This is a genomic window from Halorubrum distributum JCM 10118 (genome assembly GCF_000337335.1).
In the GTDB taxonomy this organism is placed as follows: domain Archaea; phylum Halobacteriota; class Halobacteria; order Halobacteriales; family Haloferacaceae; genus Halorubrum; species Halorubrum distributum.
Genome location: NZ_AOJN01000055.1, coordinates 91881 through 113283, shown reverse-complemented (window position 1 = coordinate 113283; position 21403 = coordinate 91881). Strand labels below are relative to the sequence as shown.

At 68.3% G+C, this 21403-nt stretch carries 22 protein-coding genes; 10 read left to right on the top strand and 12 right to left on the bottom strand.

Features of this window, described 5'->3' with window-relative positions; all coding sequences use genetic code 11:
* Positions 1-10: 10 nt before the first annotated feature.
* Positions 11-1315, bottom strand: a complete 1305-nt coding sequence (locus C466_RS12720) for an ABC transporter substrate-binding protein (RefSeq protein WP_080505978.1) — start codon at positions 1313-1315, stop codon at positions 11-13.
* Between the two features lie 305 nt (positions 1316-1620).
* Between C466_RS12720 and C466_RS12715 the strand changes: the two genes are divergently transcribed.
* The 4 genes from C466_RS12715 to C466_RS12700 all read left to right on the top strand — a co-directional run bounded on the left by C466_RS12715 (position 1621) and on the right by C466_RS12700 (position 5333).
* Positions 1621-2670 (top strand): AAA family ATPase, encoded by a 1050-nt coding sequence (locus C466_RS12715; protein WP_004597665.1) that lies wholly within the window; start codon positions 1621-1623, stop codon positions 2668-2670.
* On the top strand, positions 2667-3332 hold the full coding sequence (locus C466_RS12710; RefSeq protein ID WP_004597663.1) for a protein sorting system archaetidylserine decarboxylase: 666 nt from the start codon (positions 2667-2669) through the stop codon (positions 3330-3332). The genes C466_RS12715 and C466_RS12710 overlap by 4 nt, the downstream gene beginning before the upstream one ends.
* 70 nt (positions 3333-3402) lie before the next feature.
* Positions 3403-4053, top strand: a complete 651-nt coding sequence (locus C466_RS12705; RefSeq protein WP_004599827.1) for an HVO_2922 family protein — start codon at positions 3403-3405, stop codon at positions 4051-4053.
* A gap of 83 nt (positions 4054-4136) precedes the next feature.
* Positions 4137-5333, top strand: coding sequence for a DNA primase large subunit (locus C466_RS12700; protein ID WP_004597659.1), 1197 nt, complete (start codon positions 4137-4139; stop codon positions 5331-5333).
* Positions 5334-5388: 55 nt separating this feature from the next.
* On the opposite strand, the gene C466_RS12695 is transcribed toward C466_RS12700, so the two are convergent.
* The 5 genes from C466_RS12695 to C466_RS12675 form a co-directional block, all read right to left on the bottom strand.
* Entirely contained in the window at positions 5389-5604 is a 216-nt protein-coding gene (locus C466_RS12695) for a DUF7472 family protein (RefSeq protein ID WP_004597657.1), read from the bottom strand.
* A gap of 61 nt (positions 5605-5665) precedes the next feature.
* Complete coding sequence (locus C466_RS12690) at positions 5666-5857, bottom strand: hypothetical protein (RefSeq protein ID WP_004597656.1); 192 nt, start codon at positions 5855-5857, stop codon at positions 5666-5668.
* Between the two features lie 123 nt (positions 5858-5980).
* The gene (gene rpl12p, locus C466_RS12685) at positions 5981-6328 is read right to left on the bottom strand and encodes a 50S ribosomal protein P1 (protein WP_004597655.1); all 348 of its coding nucleotides are present in this window, start codon (positions 6326-6328) and stop codon (positions 5981-5983) included.
* Between the two features lie 16 nt (positions 6329-6344).
* Positions 6345-7391 (bottom strand): 50S ribosomal protein L10, encoded by a 1047-nt coding sequence (locus C466_RS12680; RefSeq protein WP_004597653.1) that lies wholly within the window; start codon positions 7389-7391, stop codon positions 6345-6347.
* Positions 7388-8026, bottom strand: a complete 639-nt coding sequence (locus C466_RS12675) for a 50S ribosomal protein L1 (RefSeq protein WP_004597651.1) — start codon at positions 8024-8026, stop codon at positions 7388-7390. The genes C466_RS12680 and C466_RS12675 overlap by 4 nt, the downstream gene beginning before the upstream one ends.
* A gap of 319 nt (positions 8027-8345) precedes the next feature.
* Here C466_RS12675 and C466_RS12670 point away from each other — a divergent pair, with 319 nt between their 5' ends.
* Positions 8346-9890: an acyl-CoA carboxylase subunit beta gene (locus tag C466_RS12670; RefSeq protein ID WP_004597647.1), complete on the top strand. Its 1545-nt coding sequence runs from the start codon at positions 8346-8348 to the stop codon at positions 9888-9890.
* Positions 9890-10195: a hypothetical protein gene (locus C466_RS12665; protein ID WP_004597645.1), complete on the top strand. Its 306-nt coding sequence runs from the start codon at positions 9890-9892 to the stop codon at positions 10193-10195. Before C466_RS12670 ends, C466_RS12665 begins: the two co-directional genes overlap by 1 nt.
* 233 nt (positions 10196-10428) lie before the next feature.
* Here the strand turns inward: C466_RS12665 and C466_RS12660 are convergent, their stop codons facing one another.
* A complete protein-coding gene (locus C466_RS12660) occupies positions 10429-10677 on the bottom strand; it encodes a hypothetical protein (RefSeq protein ID WP_004597643.1) in 249 nt (82 codons plus the stop codon).
* Between the two features lie 394 nt (positions 10678-11071).
* On the opposite strand from C466_RS12660, the gene C466_RS16180 reads away from it, so the two are divergent.
* Entirely contained in the window at positions 11072-12304 is a 1233-nt protein-coding gene (locus C466_RS16180) for an RNA-guided endonuclease InsQ/TnpB family protein (protein ID WP_004597638.1), read from the top strand.
* Positions 12305-12375: 71 nt separating this feature from the next.
* Complete coding sequence (locus tag C466_RS12645) at positions 12376-14244, top strand: acetyl-CoA carboxylase biotin carboxylase subunit (RefSeq protein WP_004597636.1); 1869 nt, start codon at positions 12376-12378, stop codon at positions 14242-14244.
* Between the two features lie 514 nt (positions 14245-14758).
* Here C466_RS12645 and engB read toward each other — a convergent pair.
* Together engB and C466_RS12635 are read right to left on the bottom strand one after the other, a co-directional pair.
* Positions 14759-15379 (bottom strand): GTP-binding protein EngB, encoded by a 621-nt coding sequence (gene engB, locus C466_RS12640; RefSeq protein WP_004595588.1) that lies wholly within the window; start codon positions 15377-15379, stop codon positions 14759-14761.
* A 51-nt stretch (positions 15380-15430) separates the two neighbouring features.
* Entirely contained in the window at positions 15431-16132 is a 702-nt protein-coding gene (locus C466_RS12635; RefSeq protein ID WP_004595589.1) for a DUF4013 domain-containing protein, read from the bottom strand.
* 145 nt (positions 16133-16277) lie between these two features.
* Between C466_RS12635 and C466_RS12630 the strand changes: the two genes are divergently transcribed.
* Positions 16278-17027 (top strand): 5-formyltetrahydrofolate cyclo-ligase, encoded by a 750-nt coding sequence (locus C466_RS12630; protein WP_004595590.1) that lies wholly within the window; start codon positions 16278-16280, stop codon positions 17025-17027.
* Here C466_RS12630 and C466_RS12625 read toward each other — a convergent pair whose 3' ends face one another.
* Positions 17028-17231, bottom strand: a complete 204-nt coding sequence (locus tag C466_RS12625) for a hypothetical protein (protein ID WP_004595591.1) — start codon at positions 17229-17231, stop codon at positions 17028-17030.
* A 219-nt stretch (positions 17232-17450) separates the two neighbouring features.
* Positions 17451-18545, bottom strand: coding sequence for an archaeosine biosynthesis radical SAM protein RaSEA (locus C466_RS12620; protein WP_004595592.1), 1095 nt, complete (start codon positions 18543-18545; stop codon positions 17451-17453).
* A gap of 245 nt (positions 18546-18790) precedes the next feature.
* Here C466_RS12620 and C466_RS12615 point away from each other — a divergent pair, with 245 nt between their 5' ends.
* Positions 18791-20677, top strand: coding sequence for a bifunctional metallophosphatase/5'-nucleotidase (locus C466_RS12615; RefSeq protein ID WP_004595593.1), 1887 nt, complete (start codon positions 18791-18793; stop codon positions 20675-20677).
* 54 nt (positions 20678-20731) lie between these two features.
* Here C466_RS12615 and C466_RS12610 read toward each other — a convergent pair whose 3' ends face one another.
* Positions 20732-21205 carry a hypothetical protein gene (locus tag C466_RS12610; protein ID WP_004595594.1) on the bottom strand — a complete coding sequence of 158 codons (474 nt, stop codon included), beginning with the start codon at positions 21203-21205 and terminating at the stop codon, positions 20732-20734.
* Positions 21206-21403: the final 198 nt, after the last annotated feature.

The window sequence follows — 21403 nt, the reverse complement described above, 5'->3', positions numbered from 1 at the left end:
CTGGTCGTGCTCAGTTCGACACCGCGTCCAGGAAGCCCGTCGTCGCCGCGTCGACGTTGTACGGGCCGGTGAACTCCGAGGAGATGACCTCGTTGAGCTGCGTCATCGTCTCGGAGGGGACGCCGAGCCCGTGCTGGAGGTTCGGCGGCCGGTACTCCGCGTTGGCGAAGTCCTCGGCCGTCTCCTGGAGGTACGGACCGAACTCGTCCATGCTCACGTCGGTGCGGGTCGGGATCGACCCCTTGAACTGGTTGAAGGCGATCTGCGCTTCGGGGCTGCCGACGAACGCCTCCCAGGTCTTCGAGGCCTCGGGCGTCGGGTTGTTCGCCGGGTAGATGAACGAGTCGAAGTGGAGCGTGTACATCCCCTCCGTGCCGGGGAACGTCTTGAAGCCCCAGTCGTCCTCGTACTCGAAGTCCTCGGCGTTCCGGAACGCGCCCGCCGCCCAGTTACCCTGGTGGATGAAGGCGGCCTCGCCGTTGATGATGTTCTGGTTCGAGTCGGTCAGCCCGATCGAGGACGCGTCCTCGCTGATGTGGTTCTCCAGGATCTCGGCGGTGCGCTCGAACGCCGCGCGCACGGCCGCCTCGTCGCCGTCGCCGGCGAGGAAGTCCATGTACGGCTGGTAGCCGTTCTCGCCGAGCATCACGGCGCCCCACAGCTGGGTCGTCGTCCACGTGCCGGACATCCCGTGGGTCATCGGGATCGCGTCGGTCTCGCTGCTGACGGTCTCCAGGGCGTCGATGAGCGCCGCGGTGCTGTTCAGCGACTCGACGTCGATCCCGGCGTCCTCGACGACCGAGACGTTGTAGAAGAGGCAGTTCAGCCGGTGGGAGCCGAGCGGCACGGCCCGGTAGCTACCCCCCTGCTGGTGGAGTTCGACGGCCTCGTCGACCATCGCGTCCTCGAAGCCGTTCTCCTCCCAGACGTCGTCGACGCTGCCGAGGACGCCCTCGTAGCGCTGGAGGTTCGGACCGGGCCACCCGGCGAACGACCCCGGCGGGTCGTCGCTCTGGAGCCGGTTCGCGACCACGGCGTCAAGGTTCTGGTTGCCGCCGCCGCCGATGGCGTTCATGTTGAGGTCGGTGTCGGGATGCGCCTCGTTGAACGCCTCCTCGAGCGCCTCGGCCGCCGCGGCGCCGTCGCCGCCGGTCCAGCCGTGTAGCGCTTCGACCGCATCTCCGCTGCCGCCGTCGCCGCCGTCGCCGCCGCCGGAACAGCCGGCGATCCCCACGGTTGCGAGGCTCCCGGCGCCGGCAACGTAGTGGCGACGGGTGAGTCCGCTCTCCGAATCTCCGCTGTTGTCACGTGACATGTGCCCACAGATTCGGCTGGCCCATACTTAACGATTGATGTTCATTTACTCAAATTATTATTAAAAACTCAAGACAATCGAGAAGGTAGAAGAATACCTATAATCTATTCTGTGGGCGTGATGTCGGTCGTCGAGATGTCCTCGACACCCCACTTCTAAACGGATCGCAGGGGGGTGATCGTAACGAAACGTCACGGGGTCGCCCTCGATTCGGGACGTGTTCTTCCCTCCGATACCGGGACCTGCTCGCCGTCTCGGCGCGCCGACCGACCGATTCTTGAGCGCTCGGGCCGGACCCATACGGCATGGACGGACCGCTGTGGATAGACACGCACGCGCCCGACCTCGACGAGATCCGGCAGGACGAGGCCCGCGACCGGCTGCGCCGGGCCGTCGACGAGCCGATGAACCTCGTCGTTCAGGGGCCGCCGGGGGTCGGGAAGACCGCGGCGGCGCGGGCGCTCGCCGACGCGTCGCACGCCGACCCGGACGCCGACCTGATCGAGATCAACGTCGCCGACTTCTTCGGCCGGACGAAAAAGGAGATCCGGACCGACCCGCGGTTCGAGGGGTTCCTCGCCGGTCGGAGCTCGATGGCGAAACGCGACATGATAAACCGCGTGCTGAAGGAGTCGGCGTCGTACGCGCCGATGTCCGGCGAGTACAAGACGGTCCTCTTGGACAACGCGGAGGCGATCCGCGAGGACTTCCAGCAGGCGCTGCGCCGCGTGATGGAGAAACACCACCGGACCACCCAGTTCGTGATCGCGACCCGCCAGCCCTCGAAGCTCATCGCCCCGATCCGGTCGCGCTGCTTCCCGGTCCGCGTGCGCTCGCCGACGACGGACGAGACGATCGACGTCCTCGAAACGATCTGCGGCCGCGAGGGCGTCGACTACGACGGCGACGGGCTGGAGTTCGTCGCCAGCGCGGCCGGCGGCGACCTCCGCGAGGCGATCCTCTCGGCGCAGGCGACCGCGGTCGAGGGCGGCGAGATCACCATGTCGACCGCCTACGAGACGCTGGGCGAGGTCGGCGACGACGACGCGCTCCGCGAGGCGCTCGCCGACGCCCGGAGCGGCGACCTGAAAGACGCGCGCTCGACGCTCGACGACCTCCTCGACGAGGGGTACGACGGGGGGGAGCTGCTCCGCGAGACGCTCCGCGTCGCCCGCGCCGGCTCCGAGTACGGCGGCGACGACCTCGCGCGGCTCCACGCGCTCGCCGGCGAGGCAGACCTCGACATGTCCGATGGGCTCGACGACACGACCCACCTCGTCCACCTGCTCGCGGCGTGGGCGGCGGGCCGGACCGAGCTCTCGCCCGAACTGCGGGACGCGGAGGTGGCGCCGTGAGCCGCGCGCCGCCGCTCTCGCGGCTCCTCCCGTTCCCGGTGGTCGACGCCGCGTGGGACTTGGCGCTCGTCCCGGCGCTCGCGGGCGCCGTCGCGCTGCCGTTCGTCCCGCCGGTCGGCGCCGCGCTCGTCGCGCTCGCGCTCGGGGTCCTTTGGTTCCACCGCGACCCCGAGCGCGACCCGCCGACGGGCGAGGAGGCGGTCGTCTCTCCGGCCGATGGCACCGTCTCCGTGGTGCGCGAGGAGGGCTCGCGGCTCCGCGTCGGCGTGTTCATGAACGTCACCGACGTCCACGTCAACCGCGCGCCGCTCGCGGGCGAGGTCCGCGAGGTCCGCCACCGCCCCGGCGCGAACCGCCCGGCGTTCGACAAGGAGTCGGACCGCAACGAGCAGGTCGCGATCGACTTCGGCGAGTACGAGCTGCTCGTCATCGCGGGCTGGTTCGCCCGGCGGATCCACCCGTCCGTCGAGGCCGGCGACCGCGTCGAGCGCGGCGACCGCGTCGGCCACGTCTCGTTCGGCTCGCGCGCCGACGTGGTGTTGCCCGCGGACGTAGGCCGCGACGACCTGCTCGTCGCCGAGGGCGACAGCGTGCGCGCGGGCGAGACGATCGTCGCGGAGCGGCCGGGCGACGACTCGGAGCGGCCGGACGCCGACGCGTAGCGGCGGCTCCGCGGTCGTGCCCTCGGTTCGGGCATACGCTTTTGTTTCGCGGCGCAGACTGCTTCCCTGTATGTCAGACGACACCATCCACGAGTCGAGCCGGTCGCGGACCCGACAGGGGTTAGCCACGTACCTTCGGCGGATCGCCAGGGCGCTCGGACGGGGGGAGCCGGTGCCGGTCGACGAGGAGGGAACGGTGACGGTCGATCCGGGGGCGACCGGCGACGTCGAGGTCGAACTGGAGCGCGCGGACGGGACCGTCCACTTCGAGGTCGAGATGGAGTGGCCCGACGAGGCGGCCGCGGTCGACGAGGACGCGGCCGCGAGCAAGGCGACGTTCGAGCTGTACGCCGACAGCGCCGACCAGTACCGCTGGCGGCTCCGTCACGACAACGGCAACATCGTCGCCGACGGCGGCGAGGGGTACGCCGACAAGCGCGACGCCCGCTCGGGGATCGAGAGCGTCCAGCGGAACGCGCCGGGCGCGCACGTTGTCGACGTCTCGCGCGACGAGGAGGCCCCCGACGAGGGCGGCAGCGACGCGACGTTCGAGCTGTTCCGCGACAGCGCGGACGAGTACCGCTGGCGGCTCCGCCACGACAACGGCAACGTCATCGCCGACGGCGGCCAGGGGTACGCCTCCAAGCAGAAGGCGAAACAGGGGCTCCGGAGCGTCAAGTCGAACGCGCCGGGCGCGGCCGTCGAGGAGACGGACGAGTAGCCGCCGCCGGCCGGGTCCCCTGCCGTGCCGACCGACCGCGGACCGCACCGCTTATTCGCCGGCCCTCACTACCTCGGGCCGACATGGACGCGCTCGACGCCAAGTACCCGTTCTTCGCGAGCGCCCGCGAGGCGGTCGCCGAGGCCGCGGTGTCGCTGCCGGAGCTCGTCGCGGCCGACGCCCCGGCGGTCGAGCGCGCCCGCGAGCGCGTCGAGCGCGCCCTCCTCGAAGGGACCGTCGCCGCCGAGAGCGGCGAGTTCCCCGGCGAGTCCGCGTCCGACACGCAGGCGGAGCTGCTCTCGTACCCCATCGCGCGGATCCTCGTCTCGCTGCTCGACTCCGACCCCGCCATCGAGAAGTACGCCGCTGCGGAGGCGGCGACCGCCATGGAGCGGGTCCGCCGCGACCTGGAGACCGACGACGAGCTGCGGTCGGTGTCGTCCGCGACCGTCGGGCTCGACGACCTGCTCGCGGAGTTCGACCTCGCGGACGCCGTGCGCCCGGACGCCACCGCGCCGGCCGGCGTCCGCGGTGCCGGAACCGGCGCCACCGGTGCCGGCCGCGACCCCGACCACTACCGGATCGACGTCGGCCCGTACCTCCGGCTCACCTCGCCCGAGTGGGGCGACTCGTGGCGGCTCGTCAACCGCGCGCTCGCCGACGGCGCGGTGCGCGTCTCCCGCGAGGAGCTGCTCGCGGCGCTCGAGGCCGCCGTCGAGGCGCGGGTCGCCGAGGGGCTCCCCTTCGAGCTGGGCGCGGACGAGGAGATCGCCGCGGCGCTGGAGTCCCGCGTCGCCGACCTCCGGCGGCTGCTCTCCGAGCGGACGTACGCCGAGCCGCCGGACGTCGTCGCCCCCGCGCTGTTCCCGCCGTGTATGACGAACCTGATCGAGAAGGCGGAGCGCGACGCCGCGCTCTCCGCGGCGGAGTCGTTCGCGCTGATGGCGTTCCTCGTCGGCATCGGCATGACGCCCGACGAGGTCGTCGCCTTCTGCGCGGACACGAGCCTCGACGCCGAGGGGATCCGCTACCAGACCGAGTTCCTGACAGACGACCGGGGGACCCAGTACCCCCCGCCGACCTGCGAGACGCTCGCGAACTACGGGATCTGCCACAACGAGGACGACCACATGCAGGTGGCTGCCGACCCCCTCTCGTACTACGAGAAGCGGGTGGCCGCCGCCGACGACGTGACCGACTGGCGGGACGGACGCGAGGCTGACGGGGCGGACGAAGACTCAGGCGTCGGACGCGAGGCTGACGGGGCGGACGAAGCGTAAACGCCGCAGGTCGGACACGGAAAGCGGCCGAAAAGAGCGGTGACGGTCCGGGGGGCTACGACTCGTCTTTCGCGCGCATCAGGTACGTTCCGACGCCGGCCATCAGGAGGACGAACCCGGCCAACAGCGCGACGAGCGCGATCGCTCCCGCCTCCGGAAGGACCGTCGACCCGCCGAAGGTGACCCCGATGGCGATCAGCCCGACGATGAACACCGCGGCCGCCGCCAGCGAGACCGTGATCTGCCGACGGAGCTCCGCGTCGATTTCCATGAGTGCGGCTTCCCGTCGCCGCTAAAAAAGGACTTCGATGGGCGTCCCGCCCGCGGGGCGCTCACGTCGCGAGGTGCGTGATGTCCCGCCGCAGGGTGTACCCCCGCGGCACGCCGACGATCTTCAGACACTCCTCGCACAGCACCCGCTCGTAGTTGCGGTTGGTCTCCTTCTCCAACAGGGAGACGTCCGCGAGCGGGAACACCGACTCGCACCGGTCGCACTCCGCCTTGTCGCCGTCGACGATCTTCATCGACTCTCCGTTTCCGCGATCGTCATATAAAATCGCTGACGGCGTTATCATTCCGGATACTGACGCGTCGCGAAAAATCGGTGGTCGGTCGACGCTGTCGGCGTCGGGGAGTCGCGCGCCGGCTCAGCCGAAGAGCTCGCCGAGCCCTTCGCCGCCGTCGCCCTCTTCCTCGTCGTCGTCCGCCTCGTCGGCGGCCTCGGCCTCGTCGTCGTCATCGTCGTCGTCGGCGTCCGCCTCGTCGGCGGACGCGTCGGCGTCCGCGGAGCCACCGGCGGACGCGCCGGCGGCCGGGGCCGCGGCGGCCGTCTCGATGGCCTCCTCGATGTCGACGTCCTCCAGCGCGGCGACGAGCGCCTTGACGCGGGACTCCTCGACGTCGACGCCGGCGGCTTCCAGCACGCCGGTGACGTTGTCTTCGTTGATCTCTTCGCCAGTCTCGTTCAGGATGAGCGCAGCGTAAACGTATTCCATTGGTGTGTACCTCGTGTTATCCGAACATCGCGCCGAGTCCCTCTCCGCCGTCGTCGCCGTCGTCGTCGGCGTCGTCGTCGGTGTCGGTCTCCTCGGCGTCTTCCGTGTCTTCGTCCGCCTGTTCCTCCTCCTCGTCGGCGTCGTCGGCCGCCGGCTCCGGTGCCGGCGCGGCCTCGACGCCCTGGAGCTCCTCGGGGAGCGCCTCCTCGTCGTCGATCTGGGTCGCGAGCGCGCGCAGTTGGGCGTCGGCCTTCCCGATCAGGTCGGGCACGACGTCCGGGCTCTCGATCTCCGCGAACAGGCCGACGGACTTCGCCTCGCCGGACGCCTTCGCGAGAAGGGTGCCGGCGGTGGCGGCCGTCGGGTACGCGGCGTTGACGGAGAGGTTGCGCGCGGCGGCCGCGGCGGACCGGATGTCCTCGCGGTACTCGTCGACGTCGAGTTCGAGCTCGTCGGGCTCGAACAGCACGCCCTCGGAGTAGACGGCGCGCAGGTCGAGGCCGACCTCCTTGGGCTCGATGCCGAGCTCAACGAGGACGTTCGCGAGGTCGTCGTCGACGACCTCGCCCTCCTCCAGCACGGTCGAGTCCTCGGTCACCTTGATCGAGCCGTCCATGATGCGGGCGGACGCGCCCACGGTCTGGAGCTCGCCGACGAACGGCCCCGGGTCGACGCCGGTGTCGCCCTCGGGGATCACGATGTCGTTGGGGGCCACCTCGCCCGCGTTGATCGGGGCGGGGGTCTTCGAGGCTTCGAGCTGCTTGAAGAGGCCGAACGGGTTGTCGTTGGTGCCGACGAGCGCCACCTGGCCGCTGACGTACTCCGTCAGCGCCTCGACGCCGTCGTCGACCTCCTCGAGCGCCCGGTTCGTGAGCGTGTTGCGGCTCATGCGGACGGCCGCCGAGCCGTGGAGCTCCCGGCGCATGGCCTGGAGCTGCCGGCTCGGGATGCCGGCCACGCCGACGATCCCGACGGACTGGTAGGAGTCGATGAACTCGACGAGTTCGGCGACCTCCTCCCGTTTCCACTCCGGAATCGTCTCGGTTTTGCGGACCGAGCTCATACGGGCACCTCCTTCGCGGGACCCATCGTGGTCTTCACGTAGATCCCGTCGATGTTGAGCGGGCCCTTCTCGAGGTCTGCTTCGAGCCGCCGGATGATGACGTCGATGTTGTCCGAGATCGCGTCGGCGCCCATGTCCTCGGCGCCGACGCGGGTGTGGAACGTGCGCCGGTCGCGCGACCGGAGCTGCACCGTGTTCTTCATCCGGTTGACGGTCTCGACGATGTCGTCGTCCGGCTGCAGTGGGGTAGGCATCTTCCCGCGCGGACCGAGGACGGTACCGAGGTACCGACCGATGTCCTGCATCAGGTTGGCCTCCGCGACGAAGAAGTCGGTCTCGTCGGCCAGGTCCTTTGCGCGGTCGTCGTCGTCTCCGAGGTCTTCGAGGTCGTCGCTGTCGAGTACTTCGTCAGCGACCTCCTCTGCGCGGACGGCGGTTTCGCCCTCCGCGAAGACGACGATCTGTGTCTCCTGCCCCGTTCCAGCCGGCAGCACGACGGACTCGTCGATACGGTTCGACGGATCGTTGAGGTCGAGGTCTCGCAGGTTGATCGCGATGTCCACGGTCTCGCGGAAGTTCCGCTCGGGCGCATCGTCGAGTGCGAGGGTTACGGCCTCTTGTATTGTGTCTGCCATTTTCACCTCCGTAGTACGCAGGTCGCTCCTACGGGTCAGTGAAACAGGCGAAGCCTGTCTCATCGGAGAGTGGTCCATCGGAGGTTTAAAAGCGTCGAACCGCCGGTCGCCGTGTGAACCGGAGGCAGGGCCGCTCCGCGGCGGTCGCGGGGTCGAGCGCGGTTCCCCTCCGCGTCGCCACCGCGGTCCCGTCGCTCCGCCGTCGCCTCCCCGGCCCGCCATTCGACGCGCGTCGAACGCCAAAACGTCGGATAGGGGAACCCTTTTGACGCCGCTGTCCGACCGACGAGGTAATGACTCAGGGTGGTCCGGCGTGACGATGGACGACCGTATCGAGGACCTCCGGGAGCGCCGCGAGCGGGCGGCGAAGGGCGGAGGCGAAGACCGGATCCAGTCGCAACACGACAAGGGGAAGATGACCGCCCGCGAGCGGATCGACTACTTCCTCGACGACGGGACCTTCCACGAGTTCGACCGGTTCCGCACCCACCGCAACCACACGTTCGGGATGGAGGAGAAGCAGATCCCGGGCGACGGCGTGGTGACCGGCTACGGCGAGGTGAACGGCCGGAAGACGTTCGTGTTCGCGCACGACTTCACCGTCTTCGGCGGGTCGCTCGGCGAGGTGTTCGCCGAGAAGGTGTGTAAGGTGATGGACAAGGCGATGGACGTGGGCGCGCCCGTCGTCGGCCTCAACGACTCCGCGGGCGCCCGGATCCAGGAGGGGGTCGCCTCGCTCGGCGGCTTCGCGGAGATCTTCCGGCGCAACACGGAGGCCTCGGGCGTGATCCCCCAGATCTCGGCGATCATGGGGCCGTGCGCGGGCGGCGCGGTGTACTCGCCCGCCATCACGGACTTCACGTTCATGGTGAAAGACACCTCGCACATGTTCATCACCGGGCCGGACGTCATCGAGACGGTCACCGGCGAGGAGGTGAGCTTCGAGGAGCTGGGCGGCGCGGTCACCCACTCCTCGACCTCCGGCGTCGCGCACTTCGCGGAGGAGAGCGAGGAGGAGGCGCTCGACAACATCGCGCGGCTGCTGTCGTACCTCCCCGCGAACAACGTGGAGGACCCGCCGCGCGTCGAGCCGTGGGACGACCCCGAGCGGGCGGACGACGAGCTCGCGGAGATAGTCCCGGACGCCCCCCGGAAGCCGTACGACATGAAGGACGTGATCGGCAGCGTGGCCGACGAGGGCTCCTTCTTCGAGGTGCACGAGAACTTCGCGAAGAACATCGTCGTCGGCTTCGCCCGCCTCGACGGCCACTCTATCGGGGTCGTCGCCAACAACCCCCGCGTGAACGCCGGCACGCTCGACATCGAGGCGAGCCAGAAGGGCGCGCGCTTCGTCCGCTTCTGTGACGCGTTCAACATCCCGATCCTCACCTTCGAGGACGTCCCCGGATTCATGCCCGGCACCGACCAGGAGCACAACGGGATCATCCGCCACGGCGCGAAGCTCCTGTACGCCTTCTCGGAGGCGACCGTTCCCCTCCTGACCGTCATCACCCGGAAGGCGTACGGCGGCGCCTACTGCGTGATGTCCTCGAAGCACATCGGCGGCGACGTCAACTACGCGTGGCCCACCTCGGAGATCGCGGTGATGGGGCCGAAGGGCGCGGTCAACGTCCTCTACCGCGAGGAGCTGGCCGAGGCCGACGACCCCGACGCGCGCAGACAGGAGCTCATCGACGAGTACCGCGAGGAGTTCGCGAACCCCTACACCGCCGCCGACCGCGGCTTCGTCGACGACGTCATCGAGCCGACCGAGACCCGCGCCCGCCTGATCGAGGACCTGAAGATGCTGAAGGGGAAGAGCACGGACCAGCCCGCGAAGAAACACGGCAACATCCCGATCTGATGGCGGCCGACGACGAGCCGGTCGGCGAGGAGGGCGCCGACGGAGCTCCCCCGATCGCCGGCCTCTCGATCCCGGACGACGCCCGCGACGACGAGGCGGCCGCCATCGCTGCCGCAGTCGCCGCGCACCTCCGGGACGGCGAACTCGCCGCCGCGGCCGCCGCGAGCGACGGGGACGAGGGGCGCGAGGAGGACCGCTGGGCGCTCGCCGGTCGGATCGACCGTCTCCACCGCCGCCGGGTGCGCGTCCCCGCCGACGCGCCCGCGGACCCGTGGACCGCGGCCGGTCGCAGCGACCGGTTCTGAGGCGCGGGCGCGCCGCTCTCGTACTCTGTCCGGAGATCGGCCGCTTCGACCAGTCGCTGGTCGCGTCGTCGACACGTCGAACCGAACCGCCGGACGCGGGGGCGTCCGGCCGCGTACATTCCCCCGACGGCGCGGCGTCGAACCGTTACGCCGTCGACCCGGCCCTGCCTCAGGGCGCGTTCGGTGATACGTCCGCTGATATATATGCCTGTGGTAGTCTCTCCCGCGGTCGCTCAGCGCGTCCCCTCGTCGCCGGCGTCCTCACCCGCGGTCGCGGCGGCCGACTCGTCGCCGTCGTCGAGGGTCGGTCCGCCCCGGTCGCCGAGCAGTCGGTTGAGGACGACCGGGACGACGCCCACGAGGACGAGGAGCGCGCCGACCCGGATCGGAAGCGACGCGTCGGTCGCGACCGTGAGGCCGAGGTAGACGGCGGCGCCGACCAGCACCGACGGCAACACGTACGGGTTTCCCGCGTCGAGCATACCTGATCGTGGCGCCCGCAGTCCTTTTAATTGTTTTCAGGCGCTAAGCCCGCTTTCTCAACGAACAACGCAGGCCGAAGACCGAGTCGCGTAGTATAGAGGGAATACAGCGTCTCCAGAAATTGGAGATCTCTAGAGTGTTAACGAATCGCAAAATGATTCGTCCACGCTGTTATCGTCTCACAAATATTCCGCGACGACTGGCCCGCAGCCCTCACCCCCGCAAACTACTTGTATGTAAATTACGTAAGTTATGATATGGCAACGCGAAAGACCATTTCCATCCGTGACGATCAAGAGGAGTGGATTCAGGACAATCACCTGAGCCTCNCTGAGCCTCTCCTCATTCGTCCAAGAGAAACTGGACGAACTCATCGAGGAACGAGAGTCATAGATGTACTACGGCTACAAGTATCGACTTAACCCACCGGAAGCCCTTACCGAGACGCTTCTACACCACGTCGATACTTGTAGGCAACTCTACAACCACGTCCTCTACAAACTCAACGAGACAGACGAGATTCCAGCACGTTACAAGGTACAGGGACAACTCCCCGACCTCAAATCGTGGTGGGATGACCTGAATGACGTTCACTCGAAAGTCCTCCAAATGGTCGTCAAGCGTGTCTACGACAACCTCTCTACGCTCCGTGCGCAGAAGGAGAACGGACGCGCCGTGGGGATGCTCAAGTGGAAACCGCCTCAGGAGTATCGGTCGCTCACCTACAACCAGTCCGGCTTCGAACTCAAGAATACGAGTGGTCGGCCTGTCTTGCGGTTGAGCAAAATCGGCGAGATCCCGATTCACCTCCACCGAGACATCCCCGAGAACGCGACCATTAAGCAGGTCACAGTCAAACGAGAGCCCACGGGCGAGTGGTACGCCACGTTCGGTATCGACGTGGACGAAGCTACGTCAGAGAAACCGGAGAATCCTAGGGATGTGGTGGGTATTGACGTAGGTATTGTCAAGTACGCTCACGACACGGACGGCACTGCTGTCGAGTCGCCAGACTTCTCCGACGAGCGTGAGCGGTTGGAACGCGCTCAACGCAACCTCTCGCGGAAGGAACGCGGCTCTAATAATTGGGAGGATCAGCGCGAGATGGTCGCTCGACGCCACGCCGACCTGAAACGCAAGCGTCGAGATTTCCTCCACAAATTGTCGAACTACTACGCCCGAGAGTACGACTTGGTGGCCGTCGAGGACTTGGACGCGAAGGGACTAATCGAACTACCGGGCAACTCTCGGAACCGTGCCGGGGCCTCGTGGGGAACGTTCCTGCGAATGCTCGAATACAAATGTGAGCGTGAGGGGACGCACTTCGTTGCCGTAGACCCCGGTGGAACGACGAAAGAATGCGCGTCATGCGGGACAGAGACGGACAAACCGCTGTGGGTGCGTGAGCATTCGTGCCCATCATGTGGGTTTGTGGCGGACAGAGACGCGAATGCGTCGTGGAACATTCTTTCTCGCGGACTCGACAAAGTAGGAGTGGGACACTCCGAATCACCGCCTGTGGAGACTGCGCTCCCTACGGACACCACTTCGGTGTCTGCAAAGCGCGTCGTGGAAACAGGAAGCCCCACCCTCAAGGAGCGAACCGCGTCAGCGGTAAGCGAGTAGGATGGGGTAGTTCACTCGTCCCGGCACGGACCGACAGAGTTTGGTAGCAGTTGGTGGAAGAACCGACAGGAATGTTCGATAAGGTTCTCGTGGCGAACCGCGGCGAGATCGCGGTCCGCGTGATGCGCGCCTGTGAGGAGCTCGGCGTCGACACCGTCGCCGTCTACAGCGACGCCGACAAGCACGGCGGCCACGTCCGGTACGCGGACGAGGCGTACAACGTGGGGCCCGCCCGCGCGGCCGACTCGTACCTTGACGGCGAGGCCGTCGTCGAGGCGGCGCGCTCGGCCGGCGCGGACGCGATCCACCCCGGGTACGGGTTCCTCGCGGAGAACGCCGACTTCGCGGCCCGCGTCGAGGCCGCCGACGGGATCACGTGGGTCGGCCCCGAGAGCGACGCGATGGAGCGCCTCGGCGAGAAGACGCACGCCCGGCGCGTGATGGACGACGCCGACGTGCCGATCGTCCCCGGGACGACGGAGCCGGTCACCGACGTCGAGGCCGTCACGGAGTTCGGCGACGAGTACGGCTACCCGGTCGCGATCAAGGCCGAGGGCGGCGGCGGCGGCCGCGGGATGAAGGTCGTCGAGAGCGCGGAGGACGCCGAAGAAGCGCTCGAATCCGCCAAACGCGAGGGCGAGGCGTACTTCTCGAACGACTCGGTGTACCTCGAACGGTACCTCCAGACCCCCCGCCACGTCGAGGTCCAGATCGTCGCGGACGACCCGGACGGCTCGGTGAGCGAGAGCGACGTCGTCCACCTCGGCGAGCGAGACTGCTCGCTCCAGCGCCGCCACCAGAAGGTGATCGAGGAGGGGCCCTCCCCGGCGCTCTCCGACGAGCTGCGCGAGAAGATCGGCGAGGCGGCCCGCCGGGGCGTCGCCGCCGCGGACTACACCAACGCCGGGACGGTCGAGTTCCTCGTCGAGGAGGACCCCGACCGCGACCCCTCGGAGCCGCTCGGTCCGGAGACGAACTTCTACTTCCTCGAAGTGAACACCCGGATCCAGGTCGAACACACCGTCACGGAGGAGCTGACGGGGATCGACATCGTCAAGGAGCAGCTCCGGGTCGCCAGCGGCGAGGGCCTGTCCGTCTCGCAGGGCGACGTGGCGCTGGAGGGCCACGCGATCGAGTTCCGGATCAACGCCGAGAACGCCGCGAACGACTTCCAGCCCGCCAACGAGGGGTCGCTGGACACGTACGACCCGCCGGGCGGGATCGGCGTGCGCGTCGACGACGCGCTCCGGCAGGGCGACGACTTGGTCACCGACTACGACTCGATGATCGCGAAGCTGATCGTCTGGGCCCCGGACCGCGAGGAGTGCCTCGCGCGCTCGAAGCGCGCGCTCGCGGAGTACGACCTGGAGGGCGTCGTCACTATCGTCCCCTTCCACCGGCTCATGCTCGACGACGAGCGGTTCGTCGACGGGACGCACACGACGAAGTACCTCGACGAGGAGCTCGACCGCGAGCTGGTCGCCGAGGCGCAGGAGAAGTGGGGGTCGGAGTCGGCGTCCGCGGGCGACGACGACGAGGAGGTCACCGAACGCGAGTTCACCGTCGAGGTGAACGGGAAGCGCTTCGACGTCGAGTTGGAGGAGCGCGGCGCGCCCGCGATCCCGGTGCCGGAGGGCGGCGGAGGCGGAAGCGGCGGCCAGCAGCGTCCGCCCCAAGCGAAATCCGACGACGGAGGCGACGATTCGAGCGTCGACGTCGCGGAGGGCGGCGAGGCCATCGACGCGGAGATGCAGGGGACGATCCTCTCGGTCGACGTGAGCGAGGGCGACGAGGTCGCCGCCGGCGACGTGGTCTGCGTCCTCGAAGCGATGAAGATGGAGAACGACGTGGTCGCCGAGCGCGGCGGCACCGTCGCGAGCGTCCGCGTCGGCGAGGGCGACAGCGTCGACATGGGCGACGTGCTGATCGTCTTGGAGTAAGATCACGCGTTCTCCGGACGTGATCGTTTATAAGTGACCGACGGCGTTGCTGGACGCAGCTTCGACGTCTCAGTCGCTTACCTGAACACTGTTGGCTCCGTTGAGAGCCTCAGGAAGTAATATTCTCCGACTGGTCACGATCAGTACAGACGTAGCGACGATAGTTTATAAGTGGCAGGCGGTGGCGCGCCTGCGAGCGGCCGGAGCGAAGCGAAGGCCGCGAGCCGGCCCGCGAGGGACGCGGTGAGCGCTCGGAGAGCGCGAACCGCGAGGCTGGGGAGGCGTGAGGCTGCTGTGCGGTTGGGCGGGACTCAAAGGGGCAGCCGCGAAGACGCCGTAGGCGACGTAAGCACCGCAACGAGGGAGCGGTAGCGACCGAGTGAGGAGCGCAGCGAGCGTACGGCGTCTTCGCGGCTGGGGCTTTGGCGGTGTTCCCGATCGATCCGAACGCGATCACTTATAAATAGACAGCCGAATCCACGGACCAATCGACCACAACAGCAAACACGACTACTTACGAAACGAACTTCAGCAGGTCGTCGCGGTTGTGGTCGTGGAAGCGCGTCCGGAGGCACTCCTCCAGCGCCTCGATATCGCCGCGCTTCGCGCAGATGGGCGCCACGCGGTCGGACCACTGCTGCCACGGCGGGTACAGCCCCAGTCGGTCACAGATCGCGTCGAGCCGCTCGTCGATGTCGTCGATCTTGTCGGTCTTGTTGACGGCGACGATGGGCTCGACGCCCACGTCCTCCAAGAACCCGAACATCTCCACGTCGTGCGGAATGTTCCCGCGCTCCGCGTGGCGGTCGATGATGTCGACGGCGGCCTTGCCGTCCATCACGACGACGCCCGCGAGGATCGAGTCGGCGTTCTCCTCCAAGTAGCGCACGATGTTCGTCTTGATCTGCTCGCGGTGCTCGTCCTCGACGCCGGACATGAACCCGAATCCGGGGAGGTCCGTGAACATGAAACTCTCGCTGGCCCAGTCGAAGTGGTTCGGCTGGCGGGTGACGCCCGGCTTGCCGCCGGTCGAGAAGTCGTGGCCCGTCAGCTCGCGCATCAGCGTGGACTTGCCGACGTTCGAGCGCCCCACGAGGACGACCTCGGCGTCGCGGTCCGGCCGGTCTTCGAACATACCCGACCGTGCGCGCCTGAACGGGTTAAAAGGCGCGTCGCGGCGTCGTCGTCAGGCGGGGACGGTCGTCCCGTCGTCGGGCCCGCCCGACCCGGCCTCGATGTAGTCGCTCTGGTCCGCGAACGCGGTGCCGAACATCCGGAAGACGGCGACCTGACTGTAGAACTGGACGAACGGGACGAACACCGCGCCGACGACGGTCAGGATGAGCACCACCGAAACGACGAACACGCCGGTCGAGATCAGAAGCGGCATCAGCACGGCGAGGAGGTACTCGACGCTGAACAGCGTCGGCTTGAGGATCTCCGGGTCGAAGGCCGCCCGCACTTCGCCGCGGGCCGCGTACGCCGTGAGCGCCGCGGGAACCGCGTAGTAAATGAACAGCAGCACGGGGACGAACGCCAGCGCGAGCAGCGCGCCGGTGACTCCGAGCAGCGCGCCCACGTCGCCGCCGATGCCCGACCCGACTCCGGCGACCGCCGAGATGACGATCCCGTACACGACGACCGGGACGATCGAGTACACGAGTGCGATGACCGTCGCGACGACGCCCTTCGCCAGCAGGTCTCCCCAGTCGTCGAACGCCGGGGGCACGTCGTCGCCCGCCACGGTCCGCTCCAGCACTCGGACGAGGTAGCCGAAGATCGCGAACGCCGGGATAACGAACACCGAGAGCAGCCCCAGCACGCCGCCGATGATGATCCGTCCGACCCAGTCGCCACGCGCGGGATACGACAGTCCGTCTTCGATCATGTCCGAACGGAACACCGATCTGATATATAAAAACACCGACACTGTCGCCGGTGTGACACCGGCCGTGTCTGGCAGCGGACAAGAACGCGGTCGCACTGAACCCGCTTTCCGCCGACTACTTGTCGCCCGCCCCGCTCATTCCGATATGGACAAACAGGCCGTCCGCGAGGCGGTGTGGGACGCCTTCGACGCAGGCGACCAGGCGCGGTTCCCGTTCCCGCCCCACGACCGGATCCCCAACTTCGCCGGCGCCGACGCCGCGGCGGAGCGGCTCGCGGAAACCGAGGCGTGGGAGTCGGCCGCGACGCTCAAGGCCAACCCCGACGCGCCGCAGCTCCCCGTCCGCCGGGCCGCGCTGCGCGCCGGCAAGACCGTCTACGTCGCGCAGCCGCGGCTCCGCGACCCGGACCCGTTCCTCCGGCTCGACCCCGCCGAGATTCCGCCCGCGGAGATCGACGACGCGACGACCGTCTCCGGAATCGGCGAGTACGGGACCCCGACCGCTCCCGAAGACGTCGACCACGTCGACCTGATCGCCGCCGGCTCGGTCGGGGTCACGACCGACGGCGCCCGGATCGGCAAGGGAGAGGGGTACAGCGACCTGGAGTGGGCCGTCCTCCGCGAGCTCGGCGCGGTCGATGCGGACACGACGGTCGCGACGACCGTCCACGAGCTTTCCGTCCTCGACGGGCCCGAGTCGGCGGCCGGCGCGGACGCTGACCTCCCCGCTCCCGACGCGCACGACGTTCCGCTCGACCTCGTCGTGACGCCGGAGCGGACGGTCCGGACCGACACGCCGTACCCGCGTCCGGACGGGGTCGACTGGGACGCGCTCGGCGCCGAGAAGCTGTCGGAAATCCCCGTCCTCGCGGAACGGGCGCCGGAAGAGAAGTGATCAGTCCGCGTGCTGCGGCGTCGGGGCGGACCGCTCGGTTCGGTTGTCGGCGACGTGGCCGCACTTCGGACAGACGACGGTGCGCTCGTCGCCGTCGCTGACGATGAGCCATCCGTCCGACAGGGCGCTCTCGAAGCGACACTCCGGGCAGAAGAGGACCGACTTCCCGCGGGAGGGCGGGGAACCGCTGGCGTCTGCGTTCATGCTAGGGTACAGGGCCCGAAGCTATAAGGGTCTTTTTCGACCTGATCGTTCAGTATGATCGGGATTACCAAACGCGACTGTCACGCGTTATCGGGGATAATAGATCGATCATTCTCCAACTCAGAAAAATACTGATCGGAAAACGTCACCATCGTTCGGCGGTATCCCTTCGCTCGCCCCGATCTGACCGCCCGGCGAGGCGTCCGCCCGTTCCTCGAACTACCGCGCGAGCGGCATGTTGTAGCTCGTCTCTTCGGCCATCACGTACTCCCAGGTGGCCTCGCACTCGCAGGACACCTGGTCGAAGACGCTCGGGTCCTGCCGCTTGTCGAAGTCCTTGATCGCGGTCTGGACGCGGTCGTCGCACTCGCCGCAGTTGTGCGCCCCGCGGTCGGAGCCGTGGCCGACCGGGTCGGAGACGACGATGGCGTCGACGTCGGCGGTCTCCTCCAGCACGTGCGCGACCGACCAGAGCCACGGCGGGCGGTACCCGCCCTCGAAGAACAGCTCGTCGACCATCGTGTACCGCTGGACGTTGGTCGGGTTCATCGAGACGGTGTGACAGCCGTCGACGTCGGCGCAGCGCCGGATCGAGTCGATCATGTCGGCGGCCGCCTCCGGCTCCGCGAGGAAGGGCGGCTTCAGCAGGAGGTAGGCCTTGATCCCCACGTCGGCGGCGAACTCGCCGTCGGCCGCGGCCGCCTCGGCGCAGGCGTCCTCGAAGTCGGCGAAGTCGAAGTACTTGTTCACGCAGTCGTGGCGGACGCGGTCCGTCGCGGTCTCCAGCCCGACGGCCACGTCGGTCGCGATGCCGTGGTCCGCGAAGTCGGCGATCTTCTCGCGGTCGACGAAGTCCGGCAGCGACTCGACGACGATCCGGTCCCGGTCCGCGAACGTCTCGGCGATCGCTCGCCGGGTCTCCGCCGGCACCTCGCGCTCGTCGAGGAAGGAGCCGGAGGTGTAGATCTTGATCAGCTCGGCCGGCTCGTCCGCCTCCTCCGACTCGTGGTCGAGGCACGCGTCGATCTGCGTCATGAGGTCCTCGTGGGCGACGCTGCCGCCTTCGACGGACTCGGCGACGTAGCCGCACATCGTGCAGCCGCCGGCGCGGGCCCACCGGCAGCCGCCGGTGTTTAGGATGATCGTGAGGGAGTTCACCACGCCGTCGGGCGTGTTGTCCTCGTCGATCCAGACGCGGGTGGGCTCCGTCGGGTCGTACGTCTCCGAGCGCTCGGCGCGGATGTCGCGCATCACGGCGTTGTGCGCGTCCATTCCGCGCCCCTGCTCGTACGCGTCGGGGCTCGGCTTGCTCATTGTCGGGGGAAGCGGGCGAGCGCGTAAAGCGGTGTCGTCATCGGGGGACGTACCGATACCGCCGGCCCGTCGTCTCGGATTACCGCCTCGTCATCGCCTCTGGTCGCGGTCCCGGCCGATCGTTCGAGAACCCTTCCCAAGAGGTCCTGTCATGATAAATATATACCAGTTTATAGAAAGATTTTATAAACGCCGCTAAGTGGAAGAAATCGATGTCACGGGACCGTGACTACGGACGGCGTGACGTGCTGCGAGCGGGTGGAATCGTACTCGGCGGGTCGCTCGTTTCCGGGTCGGCGACGGCCGCTGACGGCGACGGGTCGACGACGCTGACCCTTCTGTCCTACAATGACATCCAGACTGCCGCAGCGGAGGACAAGAACTTCCCGCGGCTGGTGACGCTCATCGAACAGCGCCGGGCGGCGGCCGACGGCCCGGTCGTCGTGGTCGGCGGCGGCGACGAGGTGGGACCGCACGCGCTCAGCCCGATCTCGCAGTGGCGCGCGCCGGTGGACGTGCTCAACGAGGTCGGACCGGACGCCGACGTGATCGGGAACCACGAGTTCGACTACGGGCTCGACCCAATCTCGGAGGTGACGGCCGATTCCGAGTTCCCGTGGCTCGCCACGAACCTCGTCGACAGCGAGACGGGCGAGGCGTTCGACGGCACGGAATCCACCAATATCGTCGAGCGCGGCGGCGTCAGCGTCGGGATCATCGGGCTCGTCGACGACGGCGCGACGTACGGGAAGACGAACATCGACTTCGAGGCGGAGGGCATCACCCTCGAAGACTACACCGAAACCGGCCCCGCGGAGGCGAAGCGACTCAAGGATGAGGAGGGCGTCGACGTCGTCGTCGCGCTCGCGCACACCGGCATCGGCGACGCCGAGGCCCTCGCCGAGGCCGACACGGACGACGACATCGACGTGGTCGTCGTCGGCGACGACGAGCAGTTCTATCCGCCCGAGGCGGTCGACGGGTCGATCGTCTCGGAGGCGCGAGCGCGCGCGCTCTACCTCAGCGAGATCGAACTGACGATCGAAGGCGGCGAGGTCACCGCGTTCGACGGGCAGCTGATCGAGGTCACCGAGGACATCGAGAAGAACCCCACCGCGTCCGACATCATCGCCGAGTACCGCGGAGAGGTGAGCCTCGACTCGCCGGTGGTGGAGACGGAGACGCCGCTCGACGCCACGTTCGGGTCGAATTACCACCGCGAGACGAACTACGGAAACGTGGTCACCGACGCGATGCGCGAGCGCGTCGACGCCGACGTCGCGATCACGAACGCCGGCGGAATCCGCTCCGACTCGGTGTACGGCCCCGGCGAGATCACCGGCGGAGACATCTTCAACACGCTTCCGTTCCCGAACACGGTCGTCTCGCTCGAGCTCACGGGCGAGGAGCTCGTCGAGACGCTGGAGAGCCAGGTCGTCACGCTGGAGAGCGAGACCGGACAGAACTTCGGCGAGGAGATCTCCCAGCAGACCAGCGGCGTGCGCTTCGAGTGGGTCCCCCACGAGGACGCCGACGAACTGGTCCGCGACGTGTACGTCGGCGGCGAGCCGCTCGACCCCGACGAGACCTACGAGGTGGCCGTCAACAGCTACATCGCGAACGGCGGGAGCGGCTACCCGCTCGACGACAAGCCCGTCGAGGACACCGGCGAACTCCAGGCGACGACGGTCGTGAACTACTTAGAGGAGAAAGATACCATCGCCCCGACCGTCGAGGGACGCATGCAGCGCGTCGACCGCGACCTCCCCGACGCCGCCGTCACCGTCGACGGGAACGGCAAGGTGGTCGCGCAGTTCGACGCGCCCGACGACGTCGAGTCGGTCGCCGAGGACACCGTCGCCGTGTGGACGACCGACGGTGAGCACCTCGACGCGGAGAAGGTCGTCTTCGACGAGGAGGACGAGACTCTCGTCGTCCGGGTCGACGACGGCGGCTTGGCGGACACTATCGAGGGCGCCGACGACGGCGACGAGGTCCCGCTGAACCTCTACGCCGAGTACGAGTCCAGCGAGTACGAGCAGATCTACTTCGAGCGTTCGCGGCTGAACGCCGACGTGACGGCGACCGTGCGGCGCCGCGGTCGCGGTCGCGCCGGTCCGCCGGGACGCTGACGCCGGCGACGCGCCCGGTTCGGCGACACTCCCGGCTCGCCGACGCCGGAGGGGTCAACGCTCGACCTCGCGATCGCTCGCCGACGCCGGCCCGCGGCCGCGAACGACCGCGACCGCCGCTCCGATCACCGCGCCGCCCGCGTTGACGGCGGCGTCGCCCCACGCGAACGAGCGCCACGGGATCGGGGCTTGGACGAGTTCGATCCCGAACCCGAACGCGACCGCGACGGCCGCCGCGAGGAGCGGGCCAAATCGGAACTCCCGAGTCACCGGAACGAGCAGGGCGGCGAGCACGGCGTAGCCGACGAGGTGAAACGGATCGGTGAGACCGATCCCGGCGGGGAGGGCGTCGAGGAGAGCGCCGAGCGCGCCGCCAAGCGCGTCGCTGCCCCCGCCGGACGACGACGGAACCGGCACCATCGATCCGACGAACACGACAACCGCGAACCCGAGGGCCCTCGTGCGGTCGCGGCCGGTCGGCCCCGGACCGCGCCCGGGCGCCCGCGGCCGCCCGTCTCGGTCGGTCACGGTCGCGCTTCGTCTCGCCGCCAATTATGGGCTGCGACTTCGAGAGATTCGGCGGCTGACCCGCGATACCGACCGAAACCGGTCGTTCACACCACGCCGCTGCCGGGCGCTGTGAGCCGTTCACACCCCGCCGCTGTCTCCGAGTATTTCCGCGTCGAACGGGCGCCCTGGTTATAAACATCGAGCCGACGACACGCC

Coding starts and splice junctions, on each gene's coding strand:
- C466_RS12720 (WP_080505978.1), bottom strand. CDS start 1,315: ATGTCACGTGACAACAGCGGAGATTCGGAGAGCGGACTCACCCGTCGC.
- C466_RS12715 (WP_004597665.1), top strand. CDS start 1,621: ATGGACGGACCGCTGTGGATAGACACGCACGCGCCCGACCTCGACGAG.
- C466_RS12705 (WP_004599827.1), top strand. CDS start 3,403: ATGTCAGACGACACCATCCACGAGTCGAGCCGGTCGCGGACCCGACAG.
- C466_RS12700 (WP_004597659.1), top strand. CDS start 4,137: ATGGACGCGCTCGACGCCAAGTACCCGTTCTTCGCGAGCGCCCGCGAG.
- C466_RS12695 (WP_004597657.1), bottom strand. CDS start 5,604: ATGGAAATCGACGCGGAGCTCCGTCGGCAGATCACGGTCTCGCTGGCG.
- C466_RS12690 (WP_004597656.1), bottom strand. CDS start 5,857: ATGAAGATCGTCGACGGCGACAAGGCGGAGTGCGACCGGTGCGAGTCG.
- rpl12p (WP_004597655.1), bottom strand. CDS start 6,328: ATGGAATACGTTTACGCTGCGCTCATCCTGAACGAGACTGGCGAAGAG.
- C466_RS12680 (WP_004597653.1), bottom strand. CDS start 7,391: ATGAGCTCGGTCCGCAAAACCGAGACGATTCCGGAGTGGAAACGGGAG.
- C466_RS12675 (WP_004597651.1), bottom strand. CDS start 8,026: ATGGCAGACACAATACAAGAGGCCGTAACCCTCGCACTCGACGATGCG.
- C466_RS12670 (WP_004597647.1), top strand. CDS start 8,346: ATGGACGACCGTATCGAGGACCTCCGGGAGCGCCGCGAGCGGGCGGCG.
- C466_RS12665 (WP_004597645.1), top strand. CDS start 9,890: ATGGCGGCCGACGACGAGCCGGTCGGCGAGGAGGGCGCCGACGGAGCT.
- C466_RS12660 (WP_004597643.1), bottom strand. CDS start 10,677: ATGCTCGACGCGGGAAACCCGTACGTGTTGCCGTCGGTGCTGGTCGGC.
- C466_RS16180 (WP_004597638.1), top strand. CDS start 11,072: ATGTACTACGGCTACAAGTATCGACTTAACCCACCGGAAGCCCTTACC.
- C466_RS12645 (WP_004597636.1), top strand. CDS start 12,376: ATGTTCGATAAGGTTCTCGTGGCGAACCGCGGCGAGATCGCGGTCCGC.
- engB (WP_004595588.1), bottom strand. CDS start 15,379: ATGTTCGAAGACCGGCCGGACCGCGACGCCGAGGTCGTCCTCGTGGGG.
- C466_RS12635 (WP_004595589.1), bottom strand. CDS start 16,132: ATGATCGAAGACGGACTGTCGTATCCCGCGCGTGGCGACTGGGTCGGA.
- C466_RS12630 (WP_004595590.1), top strand. CDS start 16,278: ATGGACAAACAGGCCGTCCGCGAGGCGGTGTGGGACGCCTTCGACGCA.
- C466_RS12625 (WP_004595591.1), bottom strand. CDS start 17,231: ATGAACGCAGACGCCAGCGGTTCCCCGCCCTCCCGCGGGAAGTCGGTC.
- C466_RS12620 (WP_004595592.1), bottom strand. CDS start 18,545: ATGAGCAAGCCGAGCCCCGACGCGTACGAGCAGGGGCGCGGAATGGAC.